The 23559-nt window shown below is 61.1% G+C and carries 25 protein-coding genes, 1 tRNA gene and 1 other RNA gene; 14 read left to right on the top strand and 13 right to left on the bottom strand.

Translation table 11 applies throughout. The features are described 5' to 3' along the window. Positions 1–104: 104 nt before the first annotated feature. The 6 genes from KW824_RS12230 to mepA form a co-directional block, all read right to left on the bottom strand. A non-coding RNA gene (locus KW824_RS12230) (RtT sRNA) lies at positions 105–233 on the bottom strand. A 55-nt stretch (positions 234–288) separates the two neighbouring features. Further along, positions 289–376 (bottom strand) — tRNA-Ser (locus KW824_RS12225). Positions 377–553: 177 nt separating this feature from the next. Continuing rightward, the gene (locus KW824_RS12220) at positions 554–1171 is read right to left on the bottom strand and encodes a TPM domain-containing protein (protein ID WP_041205604.1); all 618 of its coding nucleotides are present in this window, start codon (positions 1169–1171) and stop codon (positions 554–556) included. Positions 1172–1193: 22 nt separating this feature from the next. Further along, on the bottom strand, positions 1194–1928 hold the full coding sequence (locus KW824_RS12215; RefSeq protein ID WP_218409924.1) for a YgcG family protein: 735 nt from the start codon (positions 1926–1928) through the stop codon (positions 1194–1196). Beyond that, positions 1925–2530 (bottom strand): LemA family protein, encoded by a 606-nt coding sequence (locus KW824_RS12210; protein WP_218409923.1) that lies wholly within the window; start codon positions 2528–2530, stop codon positions 1925–1927. The genes KW824_RS12215 and KW824_RS12210 overlap by 4 nt, the downstream gene beginning before the upstream one ends. Positions 2531–2572: 42 nt before the next feature. Then, positions 2573–3316 (bottom strand): penicillin-insensitive murein endopeptidase, encoded by a 744-nt coding sequence (gene mepA, locus KW824_RS12205; RefSeq protein ID WP_218409922.1) that lies wholly within the window; start codon positions 3314–3316, stop codon positions 2573–2575. Positions 3317–3480: 164 nt separating this feature from the next. On the opposite strand from mepA, the gene KW824_RS12200 reads away from it, so the two are divergent. Together KW824_RS12200 and KW824_RS12195 are read left to right on the top strand one after the other, a co-directional pair. Then, positions 3481–4023 (top strand): hypothetical protein, encoded by a 543-nt coding sequence (locus tag KW824_RS12200; protein ID WP_042650280.1) that lies wholly within the window; start codon positions 3481–3483, stop codon positions 4021–4023. Positions 4024–4234: 211 nt separating this feature from the next. After that, positions 4235–4513 (top strand): RNA-binding protein, encoded by a 279-nt coding sequence (locus KW824_RS12195; RefSeq protein ID WP_081805676.1) that lies wholly within the window; start codon positions 4235–4237, stop codon positions 4511–4513. Positions 4514–4589: 76 nt separating this feature from the next. Here KW824_RS12195 and KW824_RS12190 read toward each other — a convergent pair whose 3' ends face one another. Beyond that, entirely contained in the window at positions 4590–5489 is a 900-nt protein-coding gene (locus tag KW824_RS12190; RefSeq protein WP_218409921.1) for an aldo/keto reductase family oxidoreductase, read from the bottom strand. A gap of 170 nt (positions 5490–5659) precedes the next feature. Here KW824_RS12190 and KW824_RS12185 point away from each other — a divergent pair, with 170 nt between their 5' ends. The 3 genes from KW824_RS12185 (at position 5660) to ltaE (ending at position 7950) form a co-directional block, all read left to right on the top strand. Next, a complete protein-coding gene (locus KW824_RS12185; RefSeq protein WP_111913373.1) occupies positions 5660–6067 on the top strand; it encodes an XRE family transcriptional regulator in 408 nt (135 codons plus the stop codon). Positions 6068–6139: 72 nt separating this feature from the next. Next, a complete protein-coding gene (locus tag KW824_RS12180) occupies positions 6140–6847 on the top strand; it encodes a hypothetical protein (RefSeq protein ID WP_005327776.1) in 708 nt (235 codons plus the stop codon). Between the two features lie 86 nt (positions 6848–6933). Further along, the gene (gene ltaE, locus KW824_RS12175) at positions 6934–7950 is read left to right on the top strand and encodes a low-specificity L-threonine aldolase (protein WP_218409920.1); all 1017 of its coding nucleotides are present in this window, start codon (positions 6934–6936) and stop codon (positions 7948–7950) included. 66 nt (positions 7951–8016) lie between these two features. Here ltaE and KW824_RS12170 read toward each other — a convergent pair whose 3' ends face one another. The 4 genes from KW824_RS12170 to KW824_RS12155 all read right to left on the bottom strand — a co-directional run bounded on the left by KW824_RS12170 (position 8017) and on the right by KW824_RS12155 (position 11341). Then, positions 8017–8448: a PAS domain-containing protein gene (locus KW824_RS12170; protein ID WP_042650276.1), complete on the bottom strand. Its 432-nt coding sequence runs from the start codon at positions 8446–8448 to the stop codon at positions 8017–8019. Positions 8449–8554: 106 nt separating this feature from the next. Then, complete coding sequence (locus KW824_RS12165; RefSeq protein WP_218409919.1) at positions 8555–9571, bottom strand: response regulator; 1017 nt, start codon at positions 9569–9571, stop codon at positions 8555–8557. A gap of 46 nt (positions 9572–9617) precedes the next feature. Continuing rightward, the gene (locus KW824_RS12160; RefSeq protein WP_218409918.1) at positions 9618–10562 is read right to left on the bottom strand and encodes a LysR family transcriptional regulator; all 945 of its coding nucleotides are present in this window, start codon (positions 10560–10562) and stop codon (positions 9618–9620) included. A 77-nt stretch (positions 10563–10639) separates the two neighbouring features. Next, entirely contained in the window at positions 10640–11341 is a 702-nt protein-coding gene (locus KW824_RS12155) for a DUF2982 domain-containing protein (RefSeq protein WP_041206904.1), read from the bottom strand. A 168-nt stretch (positions 11342–11509) separates the two neighbouring features. Here KW824_RS12155 and KW824_RS12150 point away from each other — a divergent pair, with 168 nt between their 5' ends. From KW824_RS12150 to KW824_RS12130, 5 genes are all read left to right on the top strand, one after another. Next, complete coding sequence (locus KW824_RS12150; RefSeq protein WP_218410002.1) at positions 11510–13450, top strand: bifunctional diguanylate cyclase/phosphodiesterase; 1941 nt, start codon at positions 11510–11512, stop codon at positions 13448–13450. A 154-nt stretch (positions 13451–13604) separates the two neighbouring features. After that, positions 13605–15167 carry an AbgT family transporter gene (locus tag KW824_RS12145; protein WP_218409917.1) on the top strand — a complete coding sequence of 521 codons (1563 nt, stop codon included), beginning with the start codon at positions 13605–13607 and terminating at the stop codon, positions 15165–15167. 67 nt (positions 15168–15234) lie between these two features. Further along, positions 15235–15960 (top strand): oxygen-insensitive NADPH nitroreductase, encoded by a 726-nt coding sequence (nfsA, locus tag KW824_RS12140; protein WP_218409916.1) that lies wholly within the window; start codon positions 15235–15237, stop codon positions 15958–15960. A gap of 159 nt (positions 15961–16119) precedes the next feature. Beyond that, positions 16120–16884: a hypothetical protein gene (locus KW824_RS12135; RefSeq protein WP_042650272.1), complete on the top strand. Its 765-nt coding sequence runs from the start codon at positions 16120–16122 to the stop codon at positions 16882–16884. Next, positions 16878–17432, top strand: a complete 555-nt coding sequence (locus KW824_RS12130; RefSeq protein ID WP_218409915.1) for a VOC family protein — start codon at positions 16878–16880, stop codon at positions 17430–17432. Before KW824_RS12135 ends, KW824_RS12130 begins: the two co-directional genes overlap by 7 nt. Before the next feature lie 13 nt (positions 17433–17445). Here KW824_RS12130 and KW824_RS12125 read toward each other — a convergent pair whose 3' ends face one another. Further along, on the bottom strand, positions 17446–18666 hold the full coding sequence (locus KW824_RS12125) for an MFS transporter (protein WP_218409914.1): 1221 nt from the start codon (positions 18664–18666) through the stop codon (positions 17446–17448). 93 nt (positions 18667–18759) lie between these two features. On the opposite strand from KW824_RS12125, the gene KW824_RS12120 reads away from it, so the two are divergent. Continuing rightward, positions 18760–19686 carry a LysR family transcriptional regulator gene (locus KW824_RS12120; RefSeq protein WP_218409913.1) on the top strand — a complete coding sequence of 309 codons (927 nt, stop codon included), beginning with the start codon at positions 18760–18762 and terminating at the stop codon, positions 19684–19686. A gap of 71 nt (positions 19687–19757) precedes the next feature. Here the strand turns inward: KW824_RS12120 and ribA are convergent, their stop codons facing one another. Then, complete coding sequence (gene ribA / locus KW824_RS12115) at positions 19758–20351, bottom strand: GTP cyclohydrolase II (protein ID WP_005327814.1); 594 nt, start codon at positions 20349–20351, stop codon at positions 19758–19760. Between the two features lie 262 nt (positions 20352–20613). Here ribA and cmk point away from each other — a divergent pair, with 262 nt between their 5' ends. The 3 genes from cmk (at position 20614) to ihfB (ending at position 23447) form a co-directional block, all read left to right on the top strand. Continuing rightward, a complete protein-coding gene (gene cmk, locus KW824_RS12110; RefSeq protein WP_042649706.1) occupies positions 20614–21306 on the top strand; it encodes a (d)CMP kinase in 693 nt (230 codons plus the stop codon). A 93-nt stretch (positions 21307–21399) separates the two neighbouring features. Further along, complete coding sequence (rpsA, locus tag KW824_RS12105) at positions 21400–23070, top strand: 30S ribosomal protein S1 (protein ID WP_005327816.1); 1671 nt, start codon at positions 21400–21402, stop codon at positions 23068–23070. 92 nt (positions 23071–23162) lie between these two features. Then, positions 23163–23447, top strand: a complete 285-nt coding sequence (ihfB, locus tag KW824_RS12100; RefSeq protein ID WP_005299934.1) for an integration host factor subunit beta — start codon at positions 23163–23165, stop codon at positions 23445–23447. The last annotated feature ends 112 nt before the right edge of the window (positions 23448–23559 follow it).

Below are 23559 nucleotides of genomic sequence, written 5' to 3'. Positions count from 1 at the left end.
ACCGGGCAGTGTGGGGCTTTGATGAAGTGGAGAGAGATTGCGCCGACAGCTTGGTGATGAAAAGGAGTGACGAGCGAGGCGTGGTAGTGGAGGTCGGCTCTGCGTAGCGGTGAGGAAGGGATGATTTGCCACTGCGTGGCTCACCCCTTCGGGGCGGCCTCTGGCCGTTCATCGCGGTAAGCCGCTCTGCTCGAACCCGGCGAGGGTTCTCACCCTCCCTCTATGCGCATCAGGGAACACGGTAGCCCAGATGCAAAAAACCGACCCTGAGGTCGGTTTTTTATAATTTGGCGGTGAGGGAGGGATTCGAACCCTCGATACGTTGCCGTATACACACTTTCCAGGCGTGCTCCTTCAGCCACTCGGACACCTCACCAAATTTTCGATTGCTGCTTAACGTGTTCAATCACCACATAGTTCGCTGCGTTGTTGCGCTGGAACGGGGCGTAATTTAGGGGAAAGCTGACTCGGGGTCAAACACTTTTCCCCTTATTTTTCAGAATCTTTATCGAATGCCTATCCCTTGAACAGAATGCCGGTTTTTTAAGCCCGATCAAGGTTTGTCCAAAATGATCAGGCTGTCGGGCAACTCGTTTTGATCCCGGGTGGCCGGAAACGCATCGGTCAGGATGGCGCTGGTGCGATCCACGCACTCGAGGAAGCCTTGTTCCACCTCCTTGTTGCGTACCCGCACCACGAAGTCGTCGATGATCTGTTGCCACTGCGCGTTGTCTATGTGCTGGGCGATGCCGTCATCCACCAGGATCTCCACATAGTGCTCCGCCACCGAGACGAAGATCAGCACCCCGAGCCGGTCGCGGGTGCGGTGCAGCCCCTGCTCGACAAATTGCAGGCGGGCCATCAGTGCCGCCCTGTGTTGACGCACTTTTTTCGGGATCAGCCGCATCTTGATGGGGGTCCAGTGGAACAGCAGGCTCAGCAGCAACCAGACCGACCACTGCACCAGCAGGATCTCGTACCAGCCGAGCCAGAAGCCGAGCTGGAATACCAGCAAGGGGGTGAGCATGGCCAGCAGCGCAGCCCAGAGGGTCGGGATGTAACGATAGCCATCGCTGGCGGGGGCCAGCACGGTGACCAGTTCGGCGTCCGTGGCCTGCTCGGCCTGCCGTACCCTGGCCTGCAAGGTGTGATAGAACTGTTTCGAAATCATCTTGTAGTCTCTTGTTCCCTGATTACCAACCGCCGGAAGCACCGCCGCCACCAAAACTGCCACCGCCGCCACTGAAACCACCGCCGCCCCCAAAACCGCCGCCGGTGCGTCCGGCACCGAAACCGCCGACCAGATAGGCGGCGTTGCGCCGGCCGCGACCACCGCCGCCACCGCCTCCCCGCAGGTTATGCAGCACGATCATCACTATCACTACCAGGATGAAGAGCCAGGGGCCGCCTTGCTTCTCCTCCTTGCTGGCGTTGTCTACCGGTTGGTATTCACCGGCCAGGGCCTGCATGATGCCCTGACTGCCGGCGACCACGCCGGCCACCATGTCGCCGCGCTTGAAGGCGGGCAGGATCCGGGTCTGGATGATGTTGGCGGCGATGGCATCGGGCAGGGCCCCTTCCAGGGCATAACCCACTTCGATGCGCACCTTGCGCTCATCCTGGGCGATCAGCAGCAGCACGCCGTTGTTCTTCCCCTTCTGGCCTATGCCCCAGTGGCGACCGAGCTGATAGCCGTACTCCTCGATGGTGTTGCCATCCAGGGTGTCTATAGAAACCACCACCAGCTGGATGCCGCTGCGCTTCTCGAAGGCGGCCAGTTGCTGGGTCAGCTGGTGGGCCTGTTTGCGAGACATCAAGGCCGCCTCATCCACCACACGCCCACTTAACGGCGGAAAGGCGGGGGCGGCTTGCAGCGCTGTCGTCCAGAGCAGCAGCAAGGGGAGCAGCGCGCGCAACATCATCGTCATTGGAAGCTGACCTTGGGCGCCTCATCGGCACCGGGTTTGGCGCTGAACGTGGGTTTGGCTTCCAGATCCGAGTAGAGCAGTTTGGACCAGATGACCCCGGGGAAGGTGCGGATCTCGGTATTGAACTGGCGCACAGCCTCTATGTAGTCGCGTCGCGCCACCGCGATGCGATTCTCGGTGCCTTCCAGCTGTGCCTGCAGGGTCAGGAACTGCTGATCCGCTTTCAGATCCGGGTAGCGTTCGACCACCACCATCAGGCGGGAGAGGGCGCTGGAGAGCTGATCCTGGGCCGCTTCAAAGGCCTTGAGCTGGGCGGGATCGCTCACCTGCAGGCTGCCGACCCGGGCGCGGGCATCGGTGACAGCCTTGAGGGTCTCCTGCTCATGGCTGGCGTAGCCCTTGACGGTCGCCACCAGGTTGGGAATGAGATCGGCGCGGCGCTGATACTGGTTCTCGACCTGGCCCCAACTCGCCTTGACCTGCTCATCCAGGGTCGGGATGTTGTTCATGCCGCAGCCGGTCAGGCCGAGCAGCAGGGTCAGGGTCAACAGGCTCTGCGTGGTTTTGCGCCAGAGTGATGTGGCCATCTTGTTGTTCTCCATTGAAATTTCTGACGGATATCGGCTCACCATAGCAGCTTGTGGTCAGCCCTCACAACGCCTCGGTAGGGCGGGGGCTCGATAGCTCATGGAGACCTTGGGCAACTGGGGTTTGTCCTTGAGCCAGGAGGCCAGTTCGGCATCGCAACCGTTGCCGGGCGGGATGGGCGCCTGGGGCTGGCAATCCGGGCTGTTCACCGGGCAGCGCAACCTGACGTGGAAGTGGCTGAAGTGGCCGACCCAGGGGCGCAGCTTGGCGACCCAGGGTTCATCGGCCGCCCGTTTGCACACCTCGGCCTTGATGACAGGGTTGACGAAGATGCGCGCCACCTCGGGCTTGTCGGCGGCGAGGCGCAGCAGGGTGAGCTGCTGGGGGCCGAAACGGCCGGGCAGCATACGGTAGCTGGGCTCGTCGATCAGCGCCCACTCCTTGGGGGCATCCTGCTCCCACTGGCTGATGGGCCTGTCGGCCATCCGGAACCAGATGTCGGCATCGAGGCCGGTCTGGTGGCTGCGATGGCCAGAGGTGAAGGGGCCGCCCCGGGCCATGGCAAGATCGGCGATATAGAGATCCGGCATGCCGGCCAGCCTGGTCTGGTTGGCCAGGCCCTGCAGGTAGTGAATGAGATCGGGGTGACCGTAATAGCGCAGCCGCTTGCTGCGGATCACCTGATAGCCGGGCCCTGTCAGCGGCAGGGCCACGGCATTTTTCAGACAACCGGCCGCGTAGCCGCCGATGGCTTCTGCATAGAGGGCGCTGGTGGTGAGCAGCAGGGCAGTGGCAAGCATGGGACTCCTGAAGATGGCGGGCTCAGACAGCCCCAAGCATACCAAGAGTTGTGGCTGGCCGTCATCCGTGCCGCCGCGCCGGTTGCAACCCATGGGCGGGCTCGCGCACAATGCGGGCCAACGCCGATGCGGCAGGGCCGTTTCCATCATGTGAGGAGGATGAAATGAGAGTCAGTGAACTGGCATTGCAGGGGGGCGTGAACTGGCTGATGCCACCGGCGCGGCGCTTCTACGGGGTCATGATCTGCCTGTTGCTGGCGAGCCTGGGGACTGTGGTGGCCGCGCTCTTGCTGGGGTATCCCGAGATGGGGCTGCTGCCCTGGGTCGGTCTGGTGTTTGGCGGCATAGTGCTGGTGATGATGGTGTTGCCGCGCAACTGGCAGCGCTGGCGGTTGGCGGAGCTCGCCTGGGACGATCATCACCTCTATCTGCTCAACGGCGGCGAAGACCGGGCCCTGGCCCTGCCGAAGGCGGCGCTGGTGGGCATTGAGAGGGATCGCAAGGTGGGTCACGATGGTCAGTGGCTCGACTTCAGCCTGGATCTCGGGCTGGATGAAGAGACCCTGGCCGACGCCGCCGGCTTGCTGGGCCTGACCCGGGAAGGCACCCATGAGGTGGCCCCCGGGGTCTATCGCTTCGGTTTTAAACGGGCCTGGCACAGCCGCCAGGCCCTGAACAAGCTGTTGGCCGCGCTGCAGCCGGCTTGACTATTTTCTCGACAATTCACCGTAAAGCTCAGATACTCCCTCTGATTCGAATTGATCTTTCCTGCTCCGATAGTCCAAGAGATCAACGACTTGGGCTGTGAAGCAGGGAGTGCCACGGCATGATGCCATGGCTGGTCCGGCAGGGGGGTTGTGCCCTTACTCCAGGTCGGTGGATGCATAGATAAGGCACCTTGAATCGAGAGTAGATGGCATGAAGATTTACGTAGGTAATCTGTCGTACCGGATGACGGCCGACGAACTGACAAACGTGTTCAGCCAATTTGGGCAGGTAGACAAGGTCGATATCATCATCGATCGCGATACCGGTCAGTCCAAGGGGTTTGGCTTCATTGAAATGCCTGTCAACGGGGATGCCGAGAAGGCCATTGCCGAGTTGCATGGCACCGAAATAGGTGGTCGTACCATTACGGTCAACCAGGCCAAACCGAAGACAGATGCACCTCGTGGCCGCCCTCAGCGCCATCGTTGAATCGTCTCGATAACGAAAAACGGCATGGATCTCTCCATGCCGTTTTTGTTTGCCTCGCGATCAGGGGCAGGCGGGATCAGGGCACATCGTAACCCAGGGCGGCCTTGCGGATGCGGAACCACTGCTGGCGGCTGAGCTGGATGGATTCGGCCGCCACGGCGGCGGCGATCCGCTCCCGCTTGCCCGAGCCGATGAGCGGCAGCGGCTGGCTCGGCAGCATCATCACCCAGGCGTAGACCACCTGTTCCATGGTCTGGGCCCCCAGCTCCTGGCGGATCAGTTCGAGCTCGGCCCGCAGCGGGGCATAGGCGGGATCGTTGAACAACCGTCCGCCACCGAGGCAGGACCAGGCCATGGGCTTGATGCCCAGTTGCTGACACTGATCCAGGGCGCCATCCAGCGTCCCTTCCTGGTGCAGCGGCGAGATCTCCAGCTGGTTGGTGACCAGCGGGAAGGGCAGGCGGGATTGCAGCAGCGCGAACTGGTGGGGAGTGAAGTTGGAGACGCCGGCGTGCTTGATCTTGCCCGCCTGCTTGAGGCTGATGAAGGCCTCGGCCACCTCGTCGGCATTCATCAGAGGGTCGGGGCGGTGGATCAGCAGCAGATCCAGGTGATCGGTGCCGAGCTTTTGCAAGGAGGCCTCGGCGCTGGCGACGATGTGGCCCTTGCTGGTGTTGTAGTGATTGAGGGCGTGTTCCGGCTTGGCGGTGAGGGCGATGCCGCACTTGCTGACAATCTCCATCCGGCTGCGCAGGGAGGGCTCCAGACGCAGGGCCTGGCCGAAGGCCTCCTCGCACTGGTAACCGCCGTAGATATCGGCGTGATCTATGGTGGTGACCCCGAGATCCACGTGGTATTTCATCAGATCCAGCAGGGCGGCCGGGGAGAGTTGCCACTCCATCAGGCGCCAGTAGCCCATGATGAGGCGGGAGAAGGTGGGGCCTTGATGGTGCAGGGCAAGACGGGATACGGACATGGTGACTCCTCTATGGATAAATAGATGGATAAATAAAGGCAGAATGAATGCTGCCAGCATCTTGGTCTCTTCTGGCGGACAAGGCAATAATACCCCCTTTGCGAATTCGAACTATGGTTCTGACCACCCCACTGACCGTGGCCAGCATGCCAGTGAGAGGAGAGAGTGTGATGGAAGGATTTGCCGCCAGGCTGCAGAGCCTGATCGGGGAGGGCAGCGTCAGCGCCTTTGCCCGCAAAGTGGGGCTGAGTGAGGCTCTGATCCGCAAGTATCTGAAAGGGGCCGAGCCCGGCCTTGGCAAGGCGAACCAGATCGCCATGGGGGCCAACTGCTCCCTGGAATGGCTCGCCACCGGCTGCGGCTATCTCTACCGCCAGGCCGAGGTGGTGGACAGGGACGCGCTGGCGGCGGCGGGGGCGCTGGTGCAGGAGACGCTCCCCGGCCAGCCGCTGCCGGACGAGCAGCATCTGGTGACCCTGCTCGCCTACTATCAGTTTTTGCGCAGCCACAAGCAGGCGGACGGTTTTCTGGATCTGGCGCGTGCGAGGGAGTTCGGACGTCACCTGGCAGAGGCCTGAGGCCGCAGGCCAGCGGCAGCCTGCCATTCTTCTGATACCCTCTAAGCAAAGGACAAAACCAAGGACACACAGATGAGTTATCTGATCCTGGGCAGTGGTGGATTGGGAGGGGCCCTGGCCCATGAGCTCGCCAGCCGTGGCGAAGAGTGGTTGCTGGCGGGCAGACAACTGCCCAAAGGGCTGGATCCGGCCTGCTATTTCCCGTTGCAGGAGGTGGACCCGCTCTCCTTCGACGCCCTGTTCACCCTCTATGACACCGCCACCCTGCCGAATGTGGTGATCAACACCATAGGTCTGCTGCACGATCTCAGCCACATGCCGGAGCGACGAGTGGAGGAGGTAACCCCCCAGTGGCTTGGCGAAAGCCTGCAGGCCAATGCCTGGCCCCACCTGGCTCTTGGCGCTAGCCTGAGCCGGCTGATGACGTTCGAGAGTCGGCTGTGGCTTTGTACCCTCTCCGATCTGGCGGGTAGCCTGGGAGAGGCTCATAGGGAGCCTGCTCGCCGTTACAGCTATCGGATGAGCAAGGCAGCCCTCAACATGGGATCCCGGATCCTGGCCGCCGAGTGGGCCGAGCGATTCCCCGGTGCCGGGGTCATCACGGTTCATCCTGGACTCATGGACACTCCCATGCAGCAACCCTTCCGACAGGAGATTGACCCGGCCTTGTTGCAGGATCCCGCCCTGGTGGCACCGTTGTTGCTGGATCTCCTGGCCTCGCTGAACCAGGCGCACTCTGGCCGCTTCGTGGACTTGCGCGGCCAGCCGCTGCCCTGGTGAGCCGCAGGGCTCACATTCCCACCCCCCATCCCTTGCCAGCACAGTCCCGGCTGGTTAATGTCATCCTCCTGCATCAGGAGGATGACATGCGCTATATCGATTTACGAAGTGATACCGTGACCCAGCCCACGGAGGCCATGCGCCAGAGCATGCTGCACGCCGAGGTGGGCGATGATGTCTACGGGGAAGATCCCAGCATCAATGCCCTGGAGCGACGGGGTGCCGAGCTGCTGGGCAAGGAGGCGGCTCTGTTCGTGCCATCCGGCACCATGTCCAACCTGCTGGCGATGATGAGCCACTGCCAGCGTGGAGAAGGGGCCGTGCTGGGCTCGGCCTCTCACATCTATCGCTACGAGGCGCAAGGATCCGCCGTGCTGGGCTCTGTGGCCCTGCAGTCTGTTCCCATGCAGGCCGACGGTACCCTGGCGCTCAAGGATGTGCGGGCCGCCATCGCCCCCGATGACGCCCACTTCGTCCAGACCCGGCTGGTGTGCCTTGAGAACACCCACAATGGCAAGGGGCTGCCGCTGCCCTACCTGCGCGAGATGCGCGATTTTGTGGATGAGCACGGCTTGCTGCTGCACCTGGACGGCGCCCGTCTGTTCAATGCGGTGGTGGCGAGCGGCGAGCCGGTCGCGGCCATAGCGGATCCTTTCGACAGCATCTCCGTCTGCCTCTCCAAGGGGCTGGGTGCGCCGGTCGGTTCACTGCTGGTGGGTTCCCATGGCTTCATCGCGCGGGCCAGACGGCTGCGCAAGATGCTGGGGGGTGGCATGCGCCAGGCTGGGATCCTGGCCCAGGCCGCACTTTTTGCCCTGGATCAGCACGTCACCCGGCTGGCGGACGATCATCGCCGCGCTCGGCGTCTGGCAGAGGGGCTGGCTTCCTTGCCAGGCGTCGCGCTCAATATGGAAGAGGTGCAGACCAACATGGTGTTCCTGCGCCTGACCCAGGGGGATCCCGCCACCTTGCTCGGCTTCATGAAGGAGCGCGGCATCCTCTTCTCCGGCTATGGGGAGCTGAGGCTGGTGACCCATCTGCAGATCACCGATGACGACATCGACGAGGTGATCGATGCCTTCACCGAGTTCCTGAACGGCTGAGGGTGATCGGCAGCATGAAAAGAAGGGCGCCTGATGGCGCCCTTCTTGTGTCTCTGTGCCGAGGGCTCACCCCTGGCGCTGGCCCGTGATCAGCATGGCCTCGTCGGTGGCGTCGTAGATCATGATGGCCAGATGGGTGACCTCGCCGCCAAAATCGGCAAGGGGCACCAGGGTCAGGTTCTGGTACATGTGGGGGGCCGAGCCTGTAATGGGGCGATAGTTGGAGAAGCGCAGCAGATAGGGGCGCTGCTCCCAGGTGCTGAAGGCGCGGTTGTTGAGCTTGAACACCATGTTTGCCTTGCGCTCCAGCCAGGCGCGGTCCACGTCGGGGAAGAGGTCGAACAGCACCTGATCGCGCACCTCGCCGGCCAGTCGGCCGCTATGGCTCTCCATGAAGCCGTTCCATACCTGTACCCGGTAGCCCTTGTCGAGCACGACCAGCCCCACGTCCAGGTTCTGGACTATGTTCATCAGCCAATGAAATTCCCGGATTTCCATGGTCACTCCTGGTGCCTGAGTCTGTGTTGTTGATGCTGGCGATGGGATCACACCGCTAGCGCATATGCATGATCTGGTTATTGATGCTGGCGATGGGGTCACACCGCTAGAGCATATGCATGATCTTGTTGTTCATGGTGGCGATGGAGTCCTCGGTGAACAGCAGCAGCAGGTCACACTGCACCGCATAACCCTGCACCCGGTAGTTGATCTCGATGGCCAGGGTGCGGCGCCAGCGGCTCTGGTTGGTGCGAATGAGATCTCTAATGGGCCTGTGCTGACCGAGCACCACGGGGTGGCCCTGGCTGAAGGGGGTGTCGAGCTGGTTGGCGTAGCCGCGCAGGAAGGCCCCGATCAAGACGTTGGCGGTATCCATCAACAGCTCCAGCTCGGCGTTGTGATCCAGCACCCCCTGATGGTTCATCAGGCGTGCCAGATCCTGGAAGCTGGCATCGTGAAACAGCAGCAGCGCCTCGCCGGCGATACCGGCCCCGATGAAACCCTGGCAGACGGCGGAGAGGGTGTCCGACTCCGCGGCGGCCGAGAGGGCCATGTGCAGCTCGGAGACCTCCAGCACGTTGACGTTCGGAATGGGCAGCAGCACGAAGGCGTCCAGCAGGCGGGCCAGCAGATTGGCTCCCTGGCCCATGGCGACGTTGGCGAGCTCCTGATAGACATCCCGCAGCTCGGGGGTGAGCAGGACGGGGGACTCGATGAGCTGTCGTTCGGCAAGGGCAGGGGAGGTGGCCGCGTGCGGTGCCGGTTGCCACAAGCCGTGCCGCTGGAGCAGGGCAAGCAGGGTTTCTGGAGACGCCGGTTTCTTGATGAAATCGAGGGCCCCGAGCGCCATGACGCGGGCATGGGCTTCCGGCTGGATGTCGCCGGAGACCACGATCACCTTGCTGCGCAGCCCCTCGCGCTTGAGGGTCTCCAGCACGCCATAGCCGTCCATTTCCGGCATAGTCAGATCGAGAAAGATCAGATCGCCGTGGCCCATCAGGATCTGCTCGACCCCTTCCAGGCCGTCAGCGGCCTGGTGCAGGGTGACATTCCAGCCGGCAGGCAGGGCGCGCATCAACTGCTTGCGAGCGAACCCCGAGTCATCACATATCAATACATTCATAGTGTTAGCCGACCTGTGCAACGAGGATTGCGCTAAGTGTGGGCGATCAACCGTCAGATGTAACGGGCAGCGGCATGGCCGGCAAAAATTGATCGTCCCGTTGATGATGGCGATAGCGTACGGAATATTTCTCGACGAAATCGGCAAACATCTTAACACGCAACGGCGTGAACCGGGGCTGGCAATGGAGCATGTAGAAGGGGCGTTTGCCCGACTGCCAGTCCGGCAGCACGGCGACCAGTTGCTCGTCTTGCAGGAAGGGGTGCACATAGTGCAGAGGGGCATTGACGATGCCGAGGTGGCGCCGGGCGGCCCGCACGGCGGCCTGGGTCTGGTTGACGCTCAGGCGCGGTGTCCGCTTGATCTGCACCGTCTGCTGATCCCGCCCGCTCAGCTGCCAGTGCTGGTGGGGCCAGCAATAGATGAGATCGTGCTCTTCCAGTTGCGCCGGATGGGAGGGGATGCCCATCTTCTCCAGATAAAGAGGGGAGGCAAACAGGCCGTACTCGATGTGGCCGAGGCAGAGGGCATTGGGCAGGGTCTGGGAGAGCTCGCCGTTGAAGAACACCAGATCCCTGTCCTGATCACAGAGAGGGGCATGGTCATTGGTCTGGCTGATGTCGAACTGCACCCCGGGATAGCGCAGACCGAAGTCGGCCAGCATGTCGACCAGGATGGTGTTGGAGAGGGCGATGGGCGCGGCGAGGCGGATGAGGCCGCTGATGTCCGTCTCCTGACCCTGGATCTCGCCGGTTGCCTGCTCGATTTCGGCCAGCGGCGTGCACAGGCGCTCGTAATAGCGCAGCCCTTCGTCGGTGAGGCGCAGCTTGCGAGTGGATCGGTGCAGCAAGGCGCACCCGAGCTGTTCTTCCAGTTGGGAGATGCGTCGACTGATGGTGCCGGTCGGCATGCCCAGTGCGGCGGCGGCGTGGGAGAAACCGCCCTCTTGCACCACCTTGACGAACAGATAGAACTCTTCGATGTACTTCATAAGCGGCTTGGGGGGTGTTTGTAACAAGCCCGTGACCTTATGAAGAGTCGCCAGGCTTGGCAAGCGCAATCCGGCGTTTAATTGATCTGGATTAGATTCGACTCGCGTTGGTACTGATTGAGCAAACGGACGAAGTCGACAGGGGATCTGTCCAGGCTGTTGTCCGGTACCAGAAGGTCATAACCCAGCAGGTCACGCAGCCGGGTCATGCGGTTGCCCAGCATGGCGATCACCCCCTCGTATTGCTGGCCCGAGGAGGAGCGAAAGCGGCTCTCCTCCAGCAGCCCCTCTCCCAACAAGCCGGCGCCGCAGCCTCCGGTGAGGCAGTCCGGGCGCTCGCTGCTCATTGCCTGCAACAGCACGGCGCGCTGCTCGGTCAACAGGCGAACGGCAAGTCTGGGTGTGATCAGCGTCAAGAAATCGTCGTAATCCTTAATCTTCAAACCTATGTAGGGCAGGGGCACCAGATCCCACCCTAAATGGATACGTGGCTGGTCAATTCGCTGAATATTTCTCCATTTCAGGATCCAACCGCCGTACTTATGGTGATATTGCAGGCAATCCTGACACAGAGAGAGACTAAAATGAGGCTCAGACAGTTTCAGTGCCCCGACAAGAATTGTCATCAGGCCAGCCAACAGGAGGAAAATGACGGGCATTAACAGTTGTTCGCGAAGGAAAAAAAGTATAAAAATCATAGTAATGGTTATGACCATGCCCAACAATATCAGTGTGAGTCCATTTCTCCTGACCATGGGGATCACATGTAGCGTTTTCATATGATTTCGGCCTTTTTCGCTCGCCTGTTTCCAGATTATGGGCCGGAACGGATTTTGTACCAGCACGGACGCGTTGACCAAACGCGGATCCAGGCCGGTTCTGCCATGAGCTTTCAGCATGAATCATCACTCAACATGAATACGCTAGACGAACGCCTGCTCACCGCGATGGATGTGCTCCATACGCCCATCTGGGTCTATGACATCCAGCGTCACCACATTTACTGGGCCAATGACTCCGCCCTGGGATTGTGGGAGGCGAGTTCCCTGTCCGAGCTGCAATCCCGCGATTTTTCGGCCGACATGGCCGCTGCCATCGATCTGCTGTTGCAGCGTTATCTCGGTGATTTTCAACAGGATCGCAGTTACAACGAGTGGTGGACCCTCTCCCCGAAGGGGGTCAAGAAACAGGTCTATCTGCGCCTCTCCGGCATCCAGCTCGCCGGACGGCAGATGATGATGACGGAGGCGGTCATCGATGCCGATACCCTCTATCAGGAATCATCCCTCGCTACCGGTGACACCCTGGCCTGTCTGTTCGACAATGAGGGGTGCCTCGAGAGCGGCAACCACCATTTCGACATGTGCTTCGGCACCGGCATCAGCCGGTTGACCCAGGTTTTCTCCGGCTGCGATGAGGCTTTCTACACCCGGCTCTCCCGGGTGGGGGAGGTGGTGGCCGAGGGGGAGTGCCGGACCCAGAAGGGAATGCGCTGGTTCCAGTATCAGTTCCGCCACATCCAGCAGGGGGCCCGGATCCTGCTGACCATGCGGGACATCACGGATCGCAAGCTCGAGGAACTCGAACACCGTCACCTTGCCTGGCACGACTCCCTCACCGGCCTGCTCAATCGCTACGGCCTGATGAAGTCCCTCGAGGCCTACTGTGGCCTAGGGGGGCGCTTCGCCCTGGTGTTCATGGATCTCGACAACTTCAAGCTGGTCAATGACAACTATGGCCACAAGGCGGGGGATCGCCTGTTGGAACGGGTGGCCGGTCGGCTCAAGCAGATCTGCCCGCGGGACGTGGAGCTGGCGCGGCTCGGTGGAGACGAGTTCACCGCCCTGGTGCCTCTCAACCAGGCGAGCGAGCGAGCGCAGGAAGTGGCGGATCTCATGCTCTCCCAAATGAGCAAGCCGCTGCAACTGAGCGGAGTGCCCGAGGTCACCATAGGCGGCAGTATCGGCATCGCCATCTACCCGGACGACGCCGATGATGGCGACAACCTCATCACCCGCGCCGACATGGCCATGTACCAGGCCAAGCAGATGGGGCGCCTGCGCTGGCAGCGCTTCACCCCCAGCATGCAGCAGAGCCTGCACCGCAAACTGACCCTGAAGCAGTTTCTGGCCAAGGCCGTCGGTAGGGGGGAGCTGAGCCTGCGCTATCAACCTCAGGTGGACGTGGCCCAGGGGAAGCTCATCGGTCTGGAGGCCCTGCTGCGCTGGTACAACCCCGTGCTCGGGCACGTCTCGCCGGCGGAGTTCATCCCGCTGGCCGAAGAGATGGGGCTTATTCGTGAAATAGGGAGCTGGGTGCTCGCCACCGCCTTGGCCCAGATGGGGGAGTGGCAGCGCCAATGGCAGGTGCGGGTGCCGGTCTCGGTCAACCTCTCCGGCTTCCAGCTCTCCGCCTCCCTGCCGGGGCAGGTGGCGCAGCAGCTCAGGGAGTCCAATGTCGAGGCGGGCCTGCTGACGCTGGAGCTGACCGAAACCGTGCTGATGCTGGACATGAAGGGCTGCATCGAGATCCTCGACGCCCTGAGCGAGCAGGGGATCAAGATCGCCATCGACGACTTCGGCACCGGCTACTCGTCGCTCGCCTACCTCAACCGTCTGCCCATCGACACCATCAAGCTGGATCGCTCCTTCGTGGTCGGGCTGAACCTGCCGGTGATCCGGGCCACCGTGGCCATGGCCACCAGCCTGGGGCTCGGGATCCTGGCGGAAGGGGTGGAGGACGAGCACGAGCTGGCGGCCCTGCGGGCCCAGGGCTGTCACGTCTTCCAGGGATTCCTGTTCAGCACGCCCATGACCCCTGAGGAGGTGGCGGCGGCAGGTTTCGGGATCCGCTGCAAGCTTGGCCACTATCCGCTGGCAAGTCGTTGAGATCCTTGCCGATAAGTGTGCGGCATGTCTCATTTCAGGAGCGCGACATGCCAAATTAAACATAATTAATCGAATTTTTGTCTCATATCATGGGATTCATTAGACGTTATCGCTAATATGCGCGCTCATTCCTTGGTAATGGAGTATCACCATAATGAGTCAAGCCGCAGTGAACGAGCGTCCGGCCCCTACCAATGGCTGGTTGAACCGCTTCCTCAACGGGGTCGAGAAGGCGGGCAACAAGTTGCCGGATCCCGCCATGTTGTTCCTCTATGCCTTGCTGATCGTCTGGGTCGGCTCCTGGATAGGCTCCCAGTTCTCCTTCGATCTGGTCAACCCCCGCACCGGGGAGGCCGTGGTGGTCAACAACCTGTTGACCGGGGCAGGGCTGGCCGAGTTTCTCGCCAGCATGGTCACCACCTTCACCGGCTTTGCACCCCTTGGCATCGTGCTGGTGGCCATGCTGGGGGTTGGAGTGGCCGAGCAGTCCGGCTTCATCAACACCGGCCTGAAGAAGTTGCTCAAGGTCACCCCGGCGCGCTTCCTGACCCCCATGCTGATCCTGGTGGCCATTGTCAGCCATACGGCGGCAGATGCGGGCTATGTGCTGGTGATCCCCATCGGCGGCATTATCTTCCATGCGGCGGGCCGTCACCCGCTGGCGGGCATAGCTGCGGCCTTTGCCGGGGTCTCCGGCGGCTTCGCCGCCAACTTCCTGCCCTCCGGCGGGGATGCTCTGCTGCAGGGGTTTACCCAGTCGGCGGCCCAGCTGCTCGACCCTGACTACATGGTCAACACCCTGTGCAACATCATCTTCACCGGTGCCTCCTCCCTGCTGATCATCTGCGTAGGCTGGTTTGTCACCGAGAAGATAGTGGAGCCGCGCCTCAAGCAGGTGCCCCTCAACGAGGATCTGGAGAGTGCCGACGAGATGGGGCGCTACAGCGCGCAGGAGAGCCGGGCCTTCAACTGGGCCGGGTTTGCCATGCTGGCGGCCGTGGTGCTGCTGGGGCTGGCCCTGTCTCCGGACGACTCGCCGATGCGGGCACCGGATGGATCGCTCACCACCTTCGCGGCGCCCGTGATGAAGTCCATCGTGCCCCTCATCTTCCTGCTCTTCATCCTGCCCGGCATCGTCTACGGCTTCGTGGCGGGGAGCTTCAAGAGCGGCAAGGATGTGATCGATGCCATGTCGGCCACCATGAACAAGATGGGCTCCTACATGGTGATGGCCTTCTTCTGCGCCCTCTTCATCAAGGCGTTCGGTGATTCCAACCTGGGGACCCTGCTGGCCCTCTCCGGCGCCGAGGTGCTTCACGCCCTGGCGCTGCCGGGGGAGGTGACCATAGTCGGCATGATACTGCTCACCGCCAGCGTCAACCTGGTGGTGGGGTCGGCCTCGGCCAAGTGGGCACTCATCAGCCCCATTCTGGTGCCCATGCTGATGGCGGTGGGGATCTCCCCTGAGCTGACCCAGGCCGCCTATCGGGTAGGGGATTCCGCCTCCAACATCATCACCCCGCTGATGGTCTTCTTCCCCCTGGTGGTGGTCTATTGCCAGCAGTATGTGAAGAGCACCGGCATCGGCACCCTGGTCTCCATGATGCTGCCCTACTCACTGGCCTTCCTGGTGAGCTGGACCTGCTTCCTGCTGCTCTACTGGGCTCTGGGCTTCCCGCTCGGGCTGCAGGCCCCCTATGTCTATCCTGCCCCCTGAGGGTGACGAGGGGCCTTGGGCCCCTCGCTTTTTTTGGGTACAGTGTGACCTTCATTTTGGAGGCACCATGAACCCGACCATAGATCTCATGCTTTCCCATCGCTCCATTCGTCAGTTCACCCCTGAGCCCATCAGCGCCTCGCAACTCGATCAGATACTGAACGCCGCCCAGAGCGCCTCCAGCTCCAGCTTCCTGCAGGCAAACAGCATTATCCGGGTGACGGACAAGGGGCTGCGCGCCACCCTGGCCGAGCTGGCCGGGCACCAGGCCTACGTGGCCGAGGCGGCGGAGTTCCTGCTGTTTTGCGCCGACTATCAGCGCCACAGCCAGATAGTGCCGGAGGCCCAGACCGGCTTCGTGGAGCAGCTCATGATCGGTGCCATCGACGGGGCCCTGATGGCCCAGAATGCCCTGCTGGCGGCCCAGTCCCTGGGCCTGGGCGGCGTCTACATCGGCGGCATTCGCAACAACCCGGCGGCGGTGAGCGAGTTGCTGGGGCTGCCCCATCAGGTGATCCCGCTGTTCGGCCTCTGCCTGGGTCATCCCGCCCAGCAGCCGGAGCAGAAGCCGCGGCTGCCCCGCGCGCTGGTGGTGCACGAGAACCGCTATCCAGAGACGCTCGATCGCGCTCTGCTGGCGCAATACGACAGCCAAATCCACGACTACTACCTGGCCCGCAGCAGCAACAACAAGGTGCAGACCTGGAGCGGACAGATCAAGGCCATCCTCGGCAAGGAGGCGCGCCCCTTCATGCTGGGCTTCCTCCAGTCGAAGGGGTTTTGCCTCAAGTAATGGAAGCGGCGGGCGATATGGAGCATGAGGCCCCGGGCATCGCCATCGCCGCGACTCCCTTGCGTTGTTGTGAGGCAAGGTGCGATCTGGGCGCTACCCTATGCGGGTAAGCTGTTGTAGGATCACGCAATTGGATTGGGACAGGAGTGTGAATACCCTATGATTTTAACCTTGATATTGCTGTCGATTGGCGCACTCCTGTTTCTGGTCATCGCCTATAACGTGGTGCAGCAATACAAACAGAAGGCGGAAGCCGACAAGCGCCAGGCCATCGCCCGTCACAAGGCGGTGGCGGACGAGACCGAAGAGGTGCTGTTGAACGTCAACCTGGTGCCCTTCTCCAAGAACATGGTGCTGCTGCTGCAACACCGGATCCTGGATGCCTACCGCGCCATAGTGCAGGTCATGCCGAACCCCCAGGTCAAGCAGCGCATCATCGACGTCCAGACCCAGATCAAGAACGTGCAGGAGAACTACAGCAGTCAGGACGAGGGGCACTTCAAGACCCCGGAGTCCGACCGTCAGGCGATCCAGATGTTGCAACTGGCCAAGAAGATGCGGGCCGTGCTGCGGGTCGAGCACAACAAGGGCAAGATAGATCCCCAGGGGTTCGCCCAGGAGGATCGCCGCCTCGAGCTGATGCAGCTCAAGATCAACATCGCCAACCTGATCAAGCGGGCCATGGATGCTCAGATCCAGGGGCAGTACGGCACCTGTCGTCAGCTCTATACCAAGGGGCTAGGCGCCCTGGCCAATGTCTCCGACAAGGATCCCTACCTGCTGGCGCGGGAAGAGGACATGCGCCAAGGGATGCGCCAATTGGAAGAGCATCTGCAGCAGCACAGCGAGAAGGAGCTGCAAAACATCAAGGACAAAGAAGCGGACGAGCTCGATGTCCTGTTCCAACCCAAGAAGAAATGGTGATCATGTCTCATCCACTGGATACCACGCTGGGGCCCATGGCCCCATTCGTTTGCCAACTGCTCACTGAAATGCACGCCCTCATGGGGGAGTGCGAGGCCCCCCAGGTGGATCATCTCTGCTACCGCGCCGCCGCCCTGCCGGAATACCTCGTCCTGAAAGAGACGCTGGCGCGCCATGGGGTGCTGCTGGTGGAGGGAATGATAGGGGGCCGCCCCATCGCCACCTATCGTCTGCATCAACCCGTCTGCTGGCAGCAGATCACGGTCCCTTGCATCGAGCTGGCCGCCCCCAAGGCGGGCCGCGCCCATCAGGCGGGGCTGGAGCACATAGAGCTGGTGGTGCCCTCACTGCCAGTGCTGGTGGCCGCCCATCCCGGGCTTGCGTTCAAGACGGCCAACATGGGCGACGGGCGCAACCCTGATGTGGGACTGATGTTGCCGTCGGGGCAAATCAAGTTCCATCTACGCCCCTTGAGCGAGGTGATCGACGAGGAGCTGCACACAGGCGCCGTGGTGCCGGTGCCGGCGGACTATTACGACGGCCTGTGAGTTGCGAGCCCCGTCACTGGCGTGACGAGGCGTGACAGGAGAGGGGCGGCGCCACACGCCCCTTGAGATGACCAAGCCAGAGGCTCAAGGCGGCGGTGACGCACAAGACCAGCTCGATGCCGAGCACCAATCCCCAGAGCCCCCCCCGCTCCCAGAAGGGATGCAAGTAAAGCCCCCCCAGACTGGCCCCCAGGTAATACCCCACCAGATAGAGCGATGAGGCCAATGCCCTGTTGTGCTCCACGTGCTGACCGACCCAGGCGCTGGCGCAGGCGTGGGCGAGGAAGAAGCCGAAACTCGAGACCAGCAGACCCCCTATGATGGCGGCAAGGGTCCCCTGCAACAGGGCGAGGCTGCCGAGCGCCATCAGGGCAATCCCCACCAGCAGCAGGCGCTGCGCCCCAAAGCGATGGGCACAACGACCGCTCAGGGAGGAGGCGAGGGTGCCGGTGAGGTAGGTCAGAAACAGCATGCCGAGCCACTGGGTCGGCAGGGAGAAGGGGGCCTTGGCCAGCAGGAAGGTGAGGTAGCTGTACTGGTTCAGGAAGACCATGAAGTTGAGCCCGCCGATGAGATAGGCCCCCAGTAGCAAGGGATTGCCGAGGTGGCTCTGGATGGCGCGGCGCAGCTGTCCGGGGGCGGCCTCCACGGCCACGAAGCGGGTCTGGGCCGGCAGCAGCCAGATGACCAGCGGCAGCAGGGCGAGACTGATGAGTCCGATACCGAGGAAGGTATGTTGCCAGTCGCCGAACCAGCCTGCCAGCAAGCCACCGACCACACGGCCGGCGATGCCGCCGAGGGAGTTGGCGGCGATATAGACCCCCACCGCCGAGAGCAGGGCGCGCTTGCTGAACTCTTCTCCCATGTAGGCGATGGCGGTGGCAGGCAGCCCGGCCAGGAGCGCCCCTTGCAGTACGCGCAGGCACACCAGCAGATCGAAGCGGGTCACCCAGGGAATGCACAGGGAGAGCAGGATGGCGCAGGTCAAGGTCCGCAGCATGATCCGCCGTCGCCCGAACCTGTCCGCCATACGGGCGCAGATGAGCAGGGATCCCGCGAGCCCTGCGGTGCAGCCCGCCAGGGTCCATCCCGCCGACAGGGAGCTGACGGAGAACACCTCCGCCAGCAGGGGCAGCAGGGGGTGGGTCTGATAGAGATTGAGAAATACCAGGAAGGATCCCAGGCTGAGGGCCAGGGTGGCGCGTATCCATTCGCGACTGCCGACTTCGATCATATGGAGTTGTCCCGACGACTTTTGTGCAGAGTAGTGGGTCGCCTTATATAAATATAATATATTTAAGTTATCAGTCTTATAAATGGAATTGATATGGATCTGAAACAGCTCGGTTACCTGCTGGCGGTGCGAGACGCAGGCTCCTTTACCAAAGCCGCCCAGGGCCTGCACGTGGCGCAACCGGCCGTCAGCATGGCCATCGCCAAGCTGGAGCAACAACTCGATCTGCGCCTGTTCGACAGGCAGGATCGCAGCGTGCGACTCACCCCGGAGGGAGAGGTGCTCTGCCGTCATGCCGAGCGGCTGCTGCTGCAGATGCACCAGGCACAGGCGGAGATGGCCGAGCTCAAGGGATTGGAGCGTGGGGAGGTGCACATCGGCATCCCCTACATGATGGGCTCCTATTACTTCCCGCCGATCCTGATGGCCTTCAAGCATCGCTATCCTGGTTTGAAGATCCGGGTGGAGGAGGCGGGCACCCGCGAGCTATTGAGTCGCATGGTAGACGGCAGCCTGGATCTCGCCATCCTCATTACCAGCGACTTGCCGCCGGCGCTCGAGGGGGCCCAGTTGCTGCGGGAAGAGATGCTGATGGTGGTGGGGGAGGAGCATCCTCTACGGGGGGCCAGCGCTGTCTCACTGCCCCAGTTCTTCAACCAGGAGCTCGCCATGTTCCGGCGGGGCTTCTACCACAGAGAGCACATGGAGGCGCTGGCACAGGGCTTGGGAATAGAACCCAACATCGGCTTCGAGAGCAACCTCATCCCCCTGCTCAAGGCGGTGGTGAGACAAGGGTTCGCCGTGACCACCTTCCTGCGCATGGCGCTGGAGGAGGAGACAACTCTCAGCGGGATCCCTTTTGCTCCGCCCATCTTCCTCGATCTATGCGTAGCCTGGCGGCGGGGGGATCCCCTCTCCATGGCCAATCGGGCGCTGCGGGATTTCCTGTTGGCACAGGCCAAGCCAGAGCCAACCCCGGACAGTGCCCTGAGGGACAACAACTTGGGGGACAACAGATAGGGCAGCAAGATCGCCAACAAAAACGCCTCCCGATGGAGGCGTTTTTCATGCCGGTGCCAGGCTGCGAGCCATCACTTTTTGAACAGGTGATCCAGCTTGTTGGCCTTGGTGGAGAGATAGAACTCATTGTGGGGATTGCGACCCTCCTGCAGGGGGACGCGCTCGGCCACCGGAATGCCAAAGGATTCCATCGCCTTCAGCTTGCGCGGGTTGTTGGTCATCAGGCGCAGGCTCTTGACCTCCAAGGCCTTCAGCATATCGGCACAGATGGTGTAATCGCGCATGTCGGCGGCAAAACCAAGCGCCACGTTGGCCTCGACGGTGTCGGCGCCCTGATCCTGCAGATGATAGGCGCGGATCTTGTTGAGCAGACCGATACCACGGCCTTCCTGACGGACATACAGCAAGACGCCGCGACCGGCCTTGGCGATCTTCTCCATGGCGGCCTGCAGCTGGAAGCCGCAGTCGCAGCGCAGGCTGAACAGGGCGTCCCCGGTCAGACACTCGGAATGAATTCTGCCCAGCACGGGCTCACCGTCCGCGATATCGCCCATCACCAGCGCGGCGTGATCCTTGCCTGTGCCGGTTTCCTGAAAGCCTACCAGCGTGAAGATACCCCAAGGGGTCGGCAACTTGGATTTGGCTACGAGAGTAATGCTGCTCATAGGGTTGCTCCTGACTACAGCTGCTTGAAAAAGGCGGCTAGTTTAACGTGCCTCATCCCTAACAACCATAAGAACAAAAGCTTGTATTCAGGAATGATCCACTCGACTGGTCATAATAGGCGCAATCGCGACGACTTTTGCGCAATTGTGCGCCTCGACAACTGCCAGTGCCGGTGCATTCGGGTATAATCGGCGCCCATTACCCCCTCCCGCCAGGGATGCGGGCAACCAGTCAACATGCCGAGTGCGCAGGAGAAAGATTATGCCTCAGATGGCCCCCGTGATGACAATTGATGGCCCGAGTGGTGCCGGTAAAGGCACCCTGTGCCAGCTGTTGGCAGAGAAACTGGGTTGGCACCTGCTCGACTCCGGTGCCATCTACCGTGTACTGGCGCTGGCGGCCTTGCACCACGATGTGGAGCTCGATGCCGAAGCCGCGCTGGTTCCCTTGGCCGCCAATCTGGACGTGCAGTTCCAGGTCGACGGCGGACAGGTCAAGGTGGTGCTGGAAGGGGAGGATGTTTCCCGTACCATCCGCTCCCAGGAAGTGAGCGATGCCGCCAGCAAGGTCGCCGTCTTCCCCCGCGTGCGCGAGGCGCTGCTGCGCCGCCAGCGTGCCTTCCGTCAGTTGCCTGGCCTCATTGCCGATGGCCGTGACATGGGGACTGTGGTTTTCCCCGAGGCCGAGGTGAAGATTTTCCTCGATGCCAGCGCCGAGGAGCGGGCACAGCGCCGCTATAAGCAGTTGCAAGATAAGGGCTTTGATGTTAACTTTGAGCGTCTTTTAACCGAGATTCGGGAACGTGACGATCGCGACAGAAATCGCGCCGTCGCCCCCCTGAAACCCGCGGAAGATGCGCTTGTAGTAGACTCAACGTCTATGACCATAGATGACGTACTGGCAACGGTACTCGCCTATGCGGAGCAACAACTTGGTGATGTCAGCACCAGCTGATGTCAGTCGTCTGCACCATGGATGGCGCAGATAATTTAAAACAACCCCGCTTGTGCTGGATTGCGAGTGGATGTTTCATTTGTGACACAAACAATGATCGAATCTTTTGCTCAACTCTTTGAAGAGTCCCTGAACGCCGTTGAAACCCGTCAAGGTTCCATCGTCAAGGGCACCGTCGTTGCTATCGAGAACGGTTTTGTACTGGTTGACGCCGGTCTGAAATCTGAGTCTGCCATTCCTGCTGAAGAGTTCAAGAACGCCCTGGGCGAGCTGGAAATCAACGTAGGCGACACCGTTGACGTGGCTCTGGACTCTATCGAAGATGGTTTCGGCGAAACCAAGCTGTCCCGCGAAAAAGCCAAGCGCCACGAAGCCTGGCTGCAGCTTGAGAAGGCATACGAAGAGCAAGCTACCGTTATCGGTATCATCAACGGCAAGGTCAAGGGTGGTTTCACCGTTGAGCTGAACGGCATCCGTGCCTTCCTGCCGGGTTCTCTGGTTGACGTGCGTCCGATCCGTGACACCGCTCACCTGGAAAACAAAGAACTCGAGTTCAAAGTCATCAAGCTGGACCAGAAGCGCAACAACGTTGTTGTTTCCCGTCGTGCCGTGATCGAAACCGAGAACACCTCCGAGCGCGAAAGCCTGCTGGCCAACCTGCAAGAAGGTCAAGAAGTTAAGGGTATCGTCAAGAACCTGACCGACTACGGTGCATTCGTAGATCTGGGCGGCGTTGACGGCCTGCTGCACATCACCGACATGGCGTGGAAGCGCGTTAAGCATCCTTCCGAAATCGTCAACGTTGGCGACGAGATCGCAGTCAAGGTTCTGAAGTTCGACCGCGAGCGTACCCGTGTATCCCTGGGTCTGAAGCAGCTGGGCGAAGATCCCTGGGTTGCTATCGCCAAGCGTTACCCGGAGACCACCCGTCTGTCTGGCCGCGTGACCAACTTGACCGACTACGGCTGCTTCGTTGAAATCGAAGAAGGCGTTGAAGGCCTGGTACACGTATCCGAGATGGATTGGACCAACAAGAACATCCACCCGTCCAAGGTTGTCAACGTTGGCGACGTGGTTGACGTGATGGTTCTGGACATCGACGAAGAGCGTCGTCGTATCTCCCTGGGTCTGAAGCAGTGCAAATCCAACCCGTGGCAGCTGTTTGCCGAAACTCACGCCAAGGGCGACCGTGTTTCTGGCAAGATCAAATCCATCACTGACTTCGGTATCTTCATCGGTCTGGACGGCGGCATCGACGGCCTGGTTCACCTGTCTGACATCTCCTGGAACAACCAGGGCGAAGAAGCAGTACGTGAATTCAAGAAGGGCGACGAAATCGAAGCCGTTGTTCTGCAAGTGGACCCGGAGCGCGAGCGCATCTCCCTGGGCGTCAAGCAGATCGAAGAAGACCCGTTCAACAAGTACCTGTCTGATAACAAGAAAGGTGCTATCGTGAAGGGTAAGGTTACCGAGGTTGATGCCAAGGGTGCCGTGATCGAACTGGCTGACGGCGTGGAAGGCTACCTGCGTGCCTCCGACGCTGCTCGTGACCGTGTAGAAGACGCCACTCTGGTGCTGTCTGTTGGTGACGAAGTTGAAGCCAAATTCATGGGTGTTGATCGCAAGAACCGTACCGTAAGCCTGTCTGTCCGTGCCAAGGACGAGGCTGACGAGCGTGTTGCCATCGACAGCCTGAACCAACAAGAAGAAGTTGTGTTCAGCAATGCCATGATGGAAGCGTTCAAAGCCGCCAAGGGTGAGTAATCCTTGATGCAAGAAAAGGGCGGCTTCACGCCGCCCTTTTTTATCTTGGCATAATGAAAATTGCATGTGATCGGGGAAGGAGATTTAACCTTATGACCAAATCAGATCTCATCGAACAATTGGCTGCCAGCCGCATGCATATGCCGGCCAAAGATGTCGAAGCCGCCATCAAGGAGATCCTTGAGCAGATGGCATCGACCTTGCAAAACGGCGACCGGATTGAAATCCGAGGATTTGGAAGTTTCTCGCTGCACTATCGTGCGCCCCGCGTGGGTCGCAACCCCAAGACTGGGGACAAGGTTGAACTGACCGGGAAATATGTCCCGCATTTCAAGCCAGGTAAAGAGTTACGCGAACGCGTGAACATCATCGAATAATGCAGAAAATGGCATACCTGGGTATGCCTTTTTTATTTTTACGTCTTTAGATATGTCATTTGTCAGGTTTCTCGCAGTCTTTTCCCATTCGCTCTAGAGTCTGCCTGTGATT

This window comes from Aeromonas sp. sif0611, assembly GCF_019218845.1.
GTDB classification, from domain to species: domain Bacteria; phylum Pseudomonadota; class Gammaproteobacteria; order Enterobacterales; family Aeromonadaceae; genus Aeromonas; species Aeromonas media.
This window is presented reverse-complemented; position numbering and strand designations above follow the sequence as displayed.

Bases quoted from the DNA above. Each gene is read 5' to 3' on its own strand.
- KW824_RS12220 (WP_041205604.1), bottom strand. From the start codon at position 1,171: ATGATTTCGAAACAGTTCTATCACACCTTGCAGGCCAGGGTACGGCAG.
- KW824_RS12215 (WP_218409924.1), bottom strand. From the start codon at position 1,928: ATGACGATGATGTTGCGCGCGCTGCTCCCCTTGCTGCTGCTCTGGACG.
- KW824_RS12210 (WP_218409923.1), bottom strand. From the start codon at position 2,530: ATGGAGAACAACAAGATGGCCACATCACTCTGGCGCAAAACCACGCAG.
- mepA (WP_218409922.1), bottom strand. From the start codon at position 3,316: ATGCTTGCCACTGCCCTGCTGCTCACCACCAGCGCCCTCTATGCAGAA.
- KW824_RS12200 (WP_042650280.1), top strand. From the start codon at position 3,481: ATGAGAGTCAGTGAACTGGCATTGCAGGGGGGCGTGAACTGGCTGATG.
- KW824_RS12195 (WP_081805676.1), top strand. From the start codon at position 4,235: ATGAAGATTTACGTAGGTAATCTGTCGTACCGGATGACGGCCGACGAA.
- KW824_RS12190 (WP_218409921.1), bottom strand. From the start codon at position 5,489: ATGTCCGTATCCCGTCTTGCCCTGCACCATCAAGGCCCCACCTTCTCC.
- KW824_RS12185 (WP_111913373.1), top strand. From the start codon at position 5,660: ATGGAAGGATTTGCCGCCAGGCTGCAGAGCCTGATCGGGGAGGGCAGC.
- KW824_RS12180 (WP_005327776.1), top strand. From the start codon at position 6,140: ATGAGTTATCTGATCCTGGGCAGTGGTGGATTGGGAGGGGCCCTGGCC.
- ltaE (WP_218409920.1), top strand. From the start codon at position 6,934: ATGCGCTATATCGATTTACGAAGTGATACCGTGACCCAGCCCACGGAG.
- KW824_RS12170 (WP_042650276.1), bottom strand. From the start codon at position 8,448: ATGGAAATCCGGGAATTTCATTGGCTGATGAACATAGTCCAGAACCTG.
- KW824_RS12165 (WP_218409919.1), bottom strand. From the start codon at position 9,571: ATGAATGTATTGATATGTGATGACTCGGGGTTCGCTCGCAAGCAGTTG.
- KW824_RS12160 (WP_218409918.1), bottom strand. From the start codon at position 10,562: ATGAAGTACATCGAAGAGTTCTATCTGTTCGTCAAGGTGGTGCAAGAG.
- KW824_RS12155 (WP_041206904.1), bottom strand. From the start codon at position 11,341: ATGAAAACGCTACATGTGATCCCCATGGTCAGGAGAAATGGACTCACA.
- KW824_RS12150 (WP_218410002.1), top strand. From the start codon at position 11,510: ATGGATGTGCTCCATACGCCCATCTGGGTCTATGACATCCAGCGTCAC.
- KW824_RS12145 (WP_218409917.1), top strand. From the start codon at position 13,605: ATGAGTCAAGCCGCAGTGAACGAGCGTCCGGCCCCTACCAATGGCTGG.
- nfsA (WP_218409916.1), top strand. From the start codon at position 15,235: ATGAACCCGACCATAGATCTCATGCTTTCCCATCGCTCCATTCGTCAG.
- KW824_RS12135 (WP_042650272.1), top strand. From the start codon at position 16,120: ATGATTTTAACCTTGATATTGCTGTCGATTGGCGCACTCCTGTTTCTG.
- KW824_RS12130 (WP_218409915.1), top strand. From the start codon at position 16,878: ATGGTGATCATGTCTCATCCACTGGATACCACGCTGGGGCCCATGGCC.
- KW824_RS12125 (WP_218409914.1), bottom strand. From the start codon at position 18,666: ATGATCGAAGTCGGCAGTCGCGAATGGATACGCGCCACCCTGGCCCTC.
- KW824_RS12120 (WP_218409913.1), top strand. From the start codon at position 18,760: ATGGATCTGAAACAGCTCGGTTACCTGCTGGCGGTGCGAGACGCAGGC.
- ribA (WP_005327814.1), bottom strand. From the start codon at position 20,351: ATGAGCAGCATTACTCTCGTAGCCAAATCCAAGTTGCCGACCCCTTGG.
- cmk (WP_042649706.1), top strand. From the start codon at position 20,614: ATGCCTCAGATGGCCCCCGTGATGACAATTGATGGCCCGAGTGGTGCC.
- rpsA (WP_005327816.1), top strand. From the start codon at position 21,400: ATGATCGAATCTTTTGCTCAACTCTTTGAAGAGTCCCTGAACGCCGTT.
- ihfB (WP_005299934.1), top strand. From the start codon at position 23,163: ATGACCAAATCAGATCTCATCGAACAATTGGCTGCCAGCCGCATGCAT.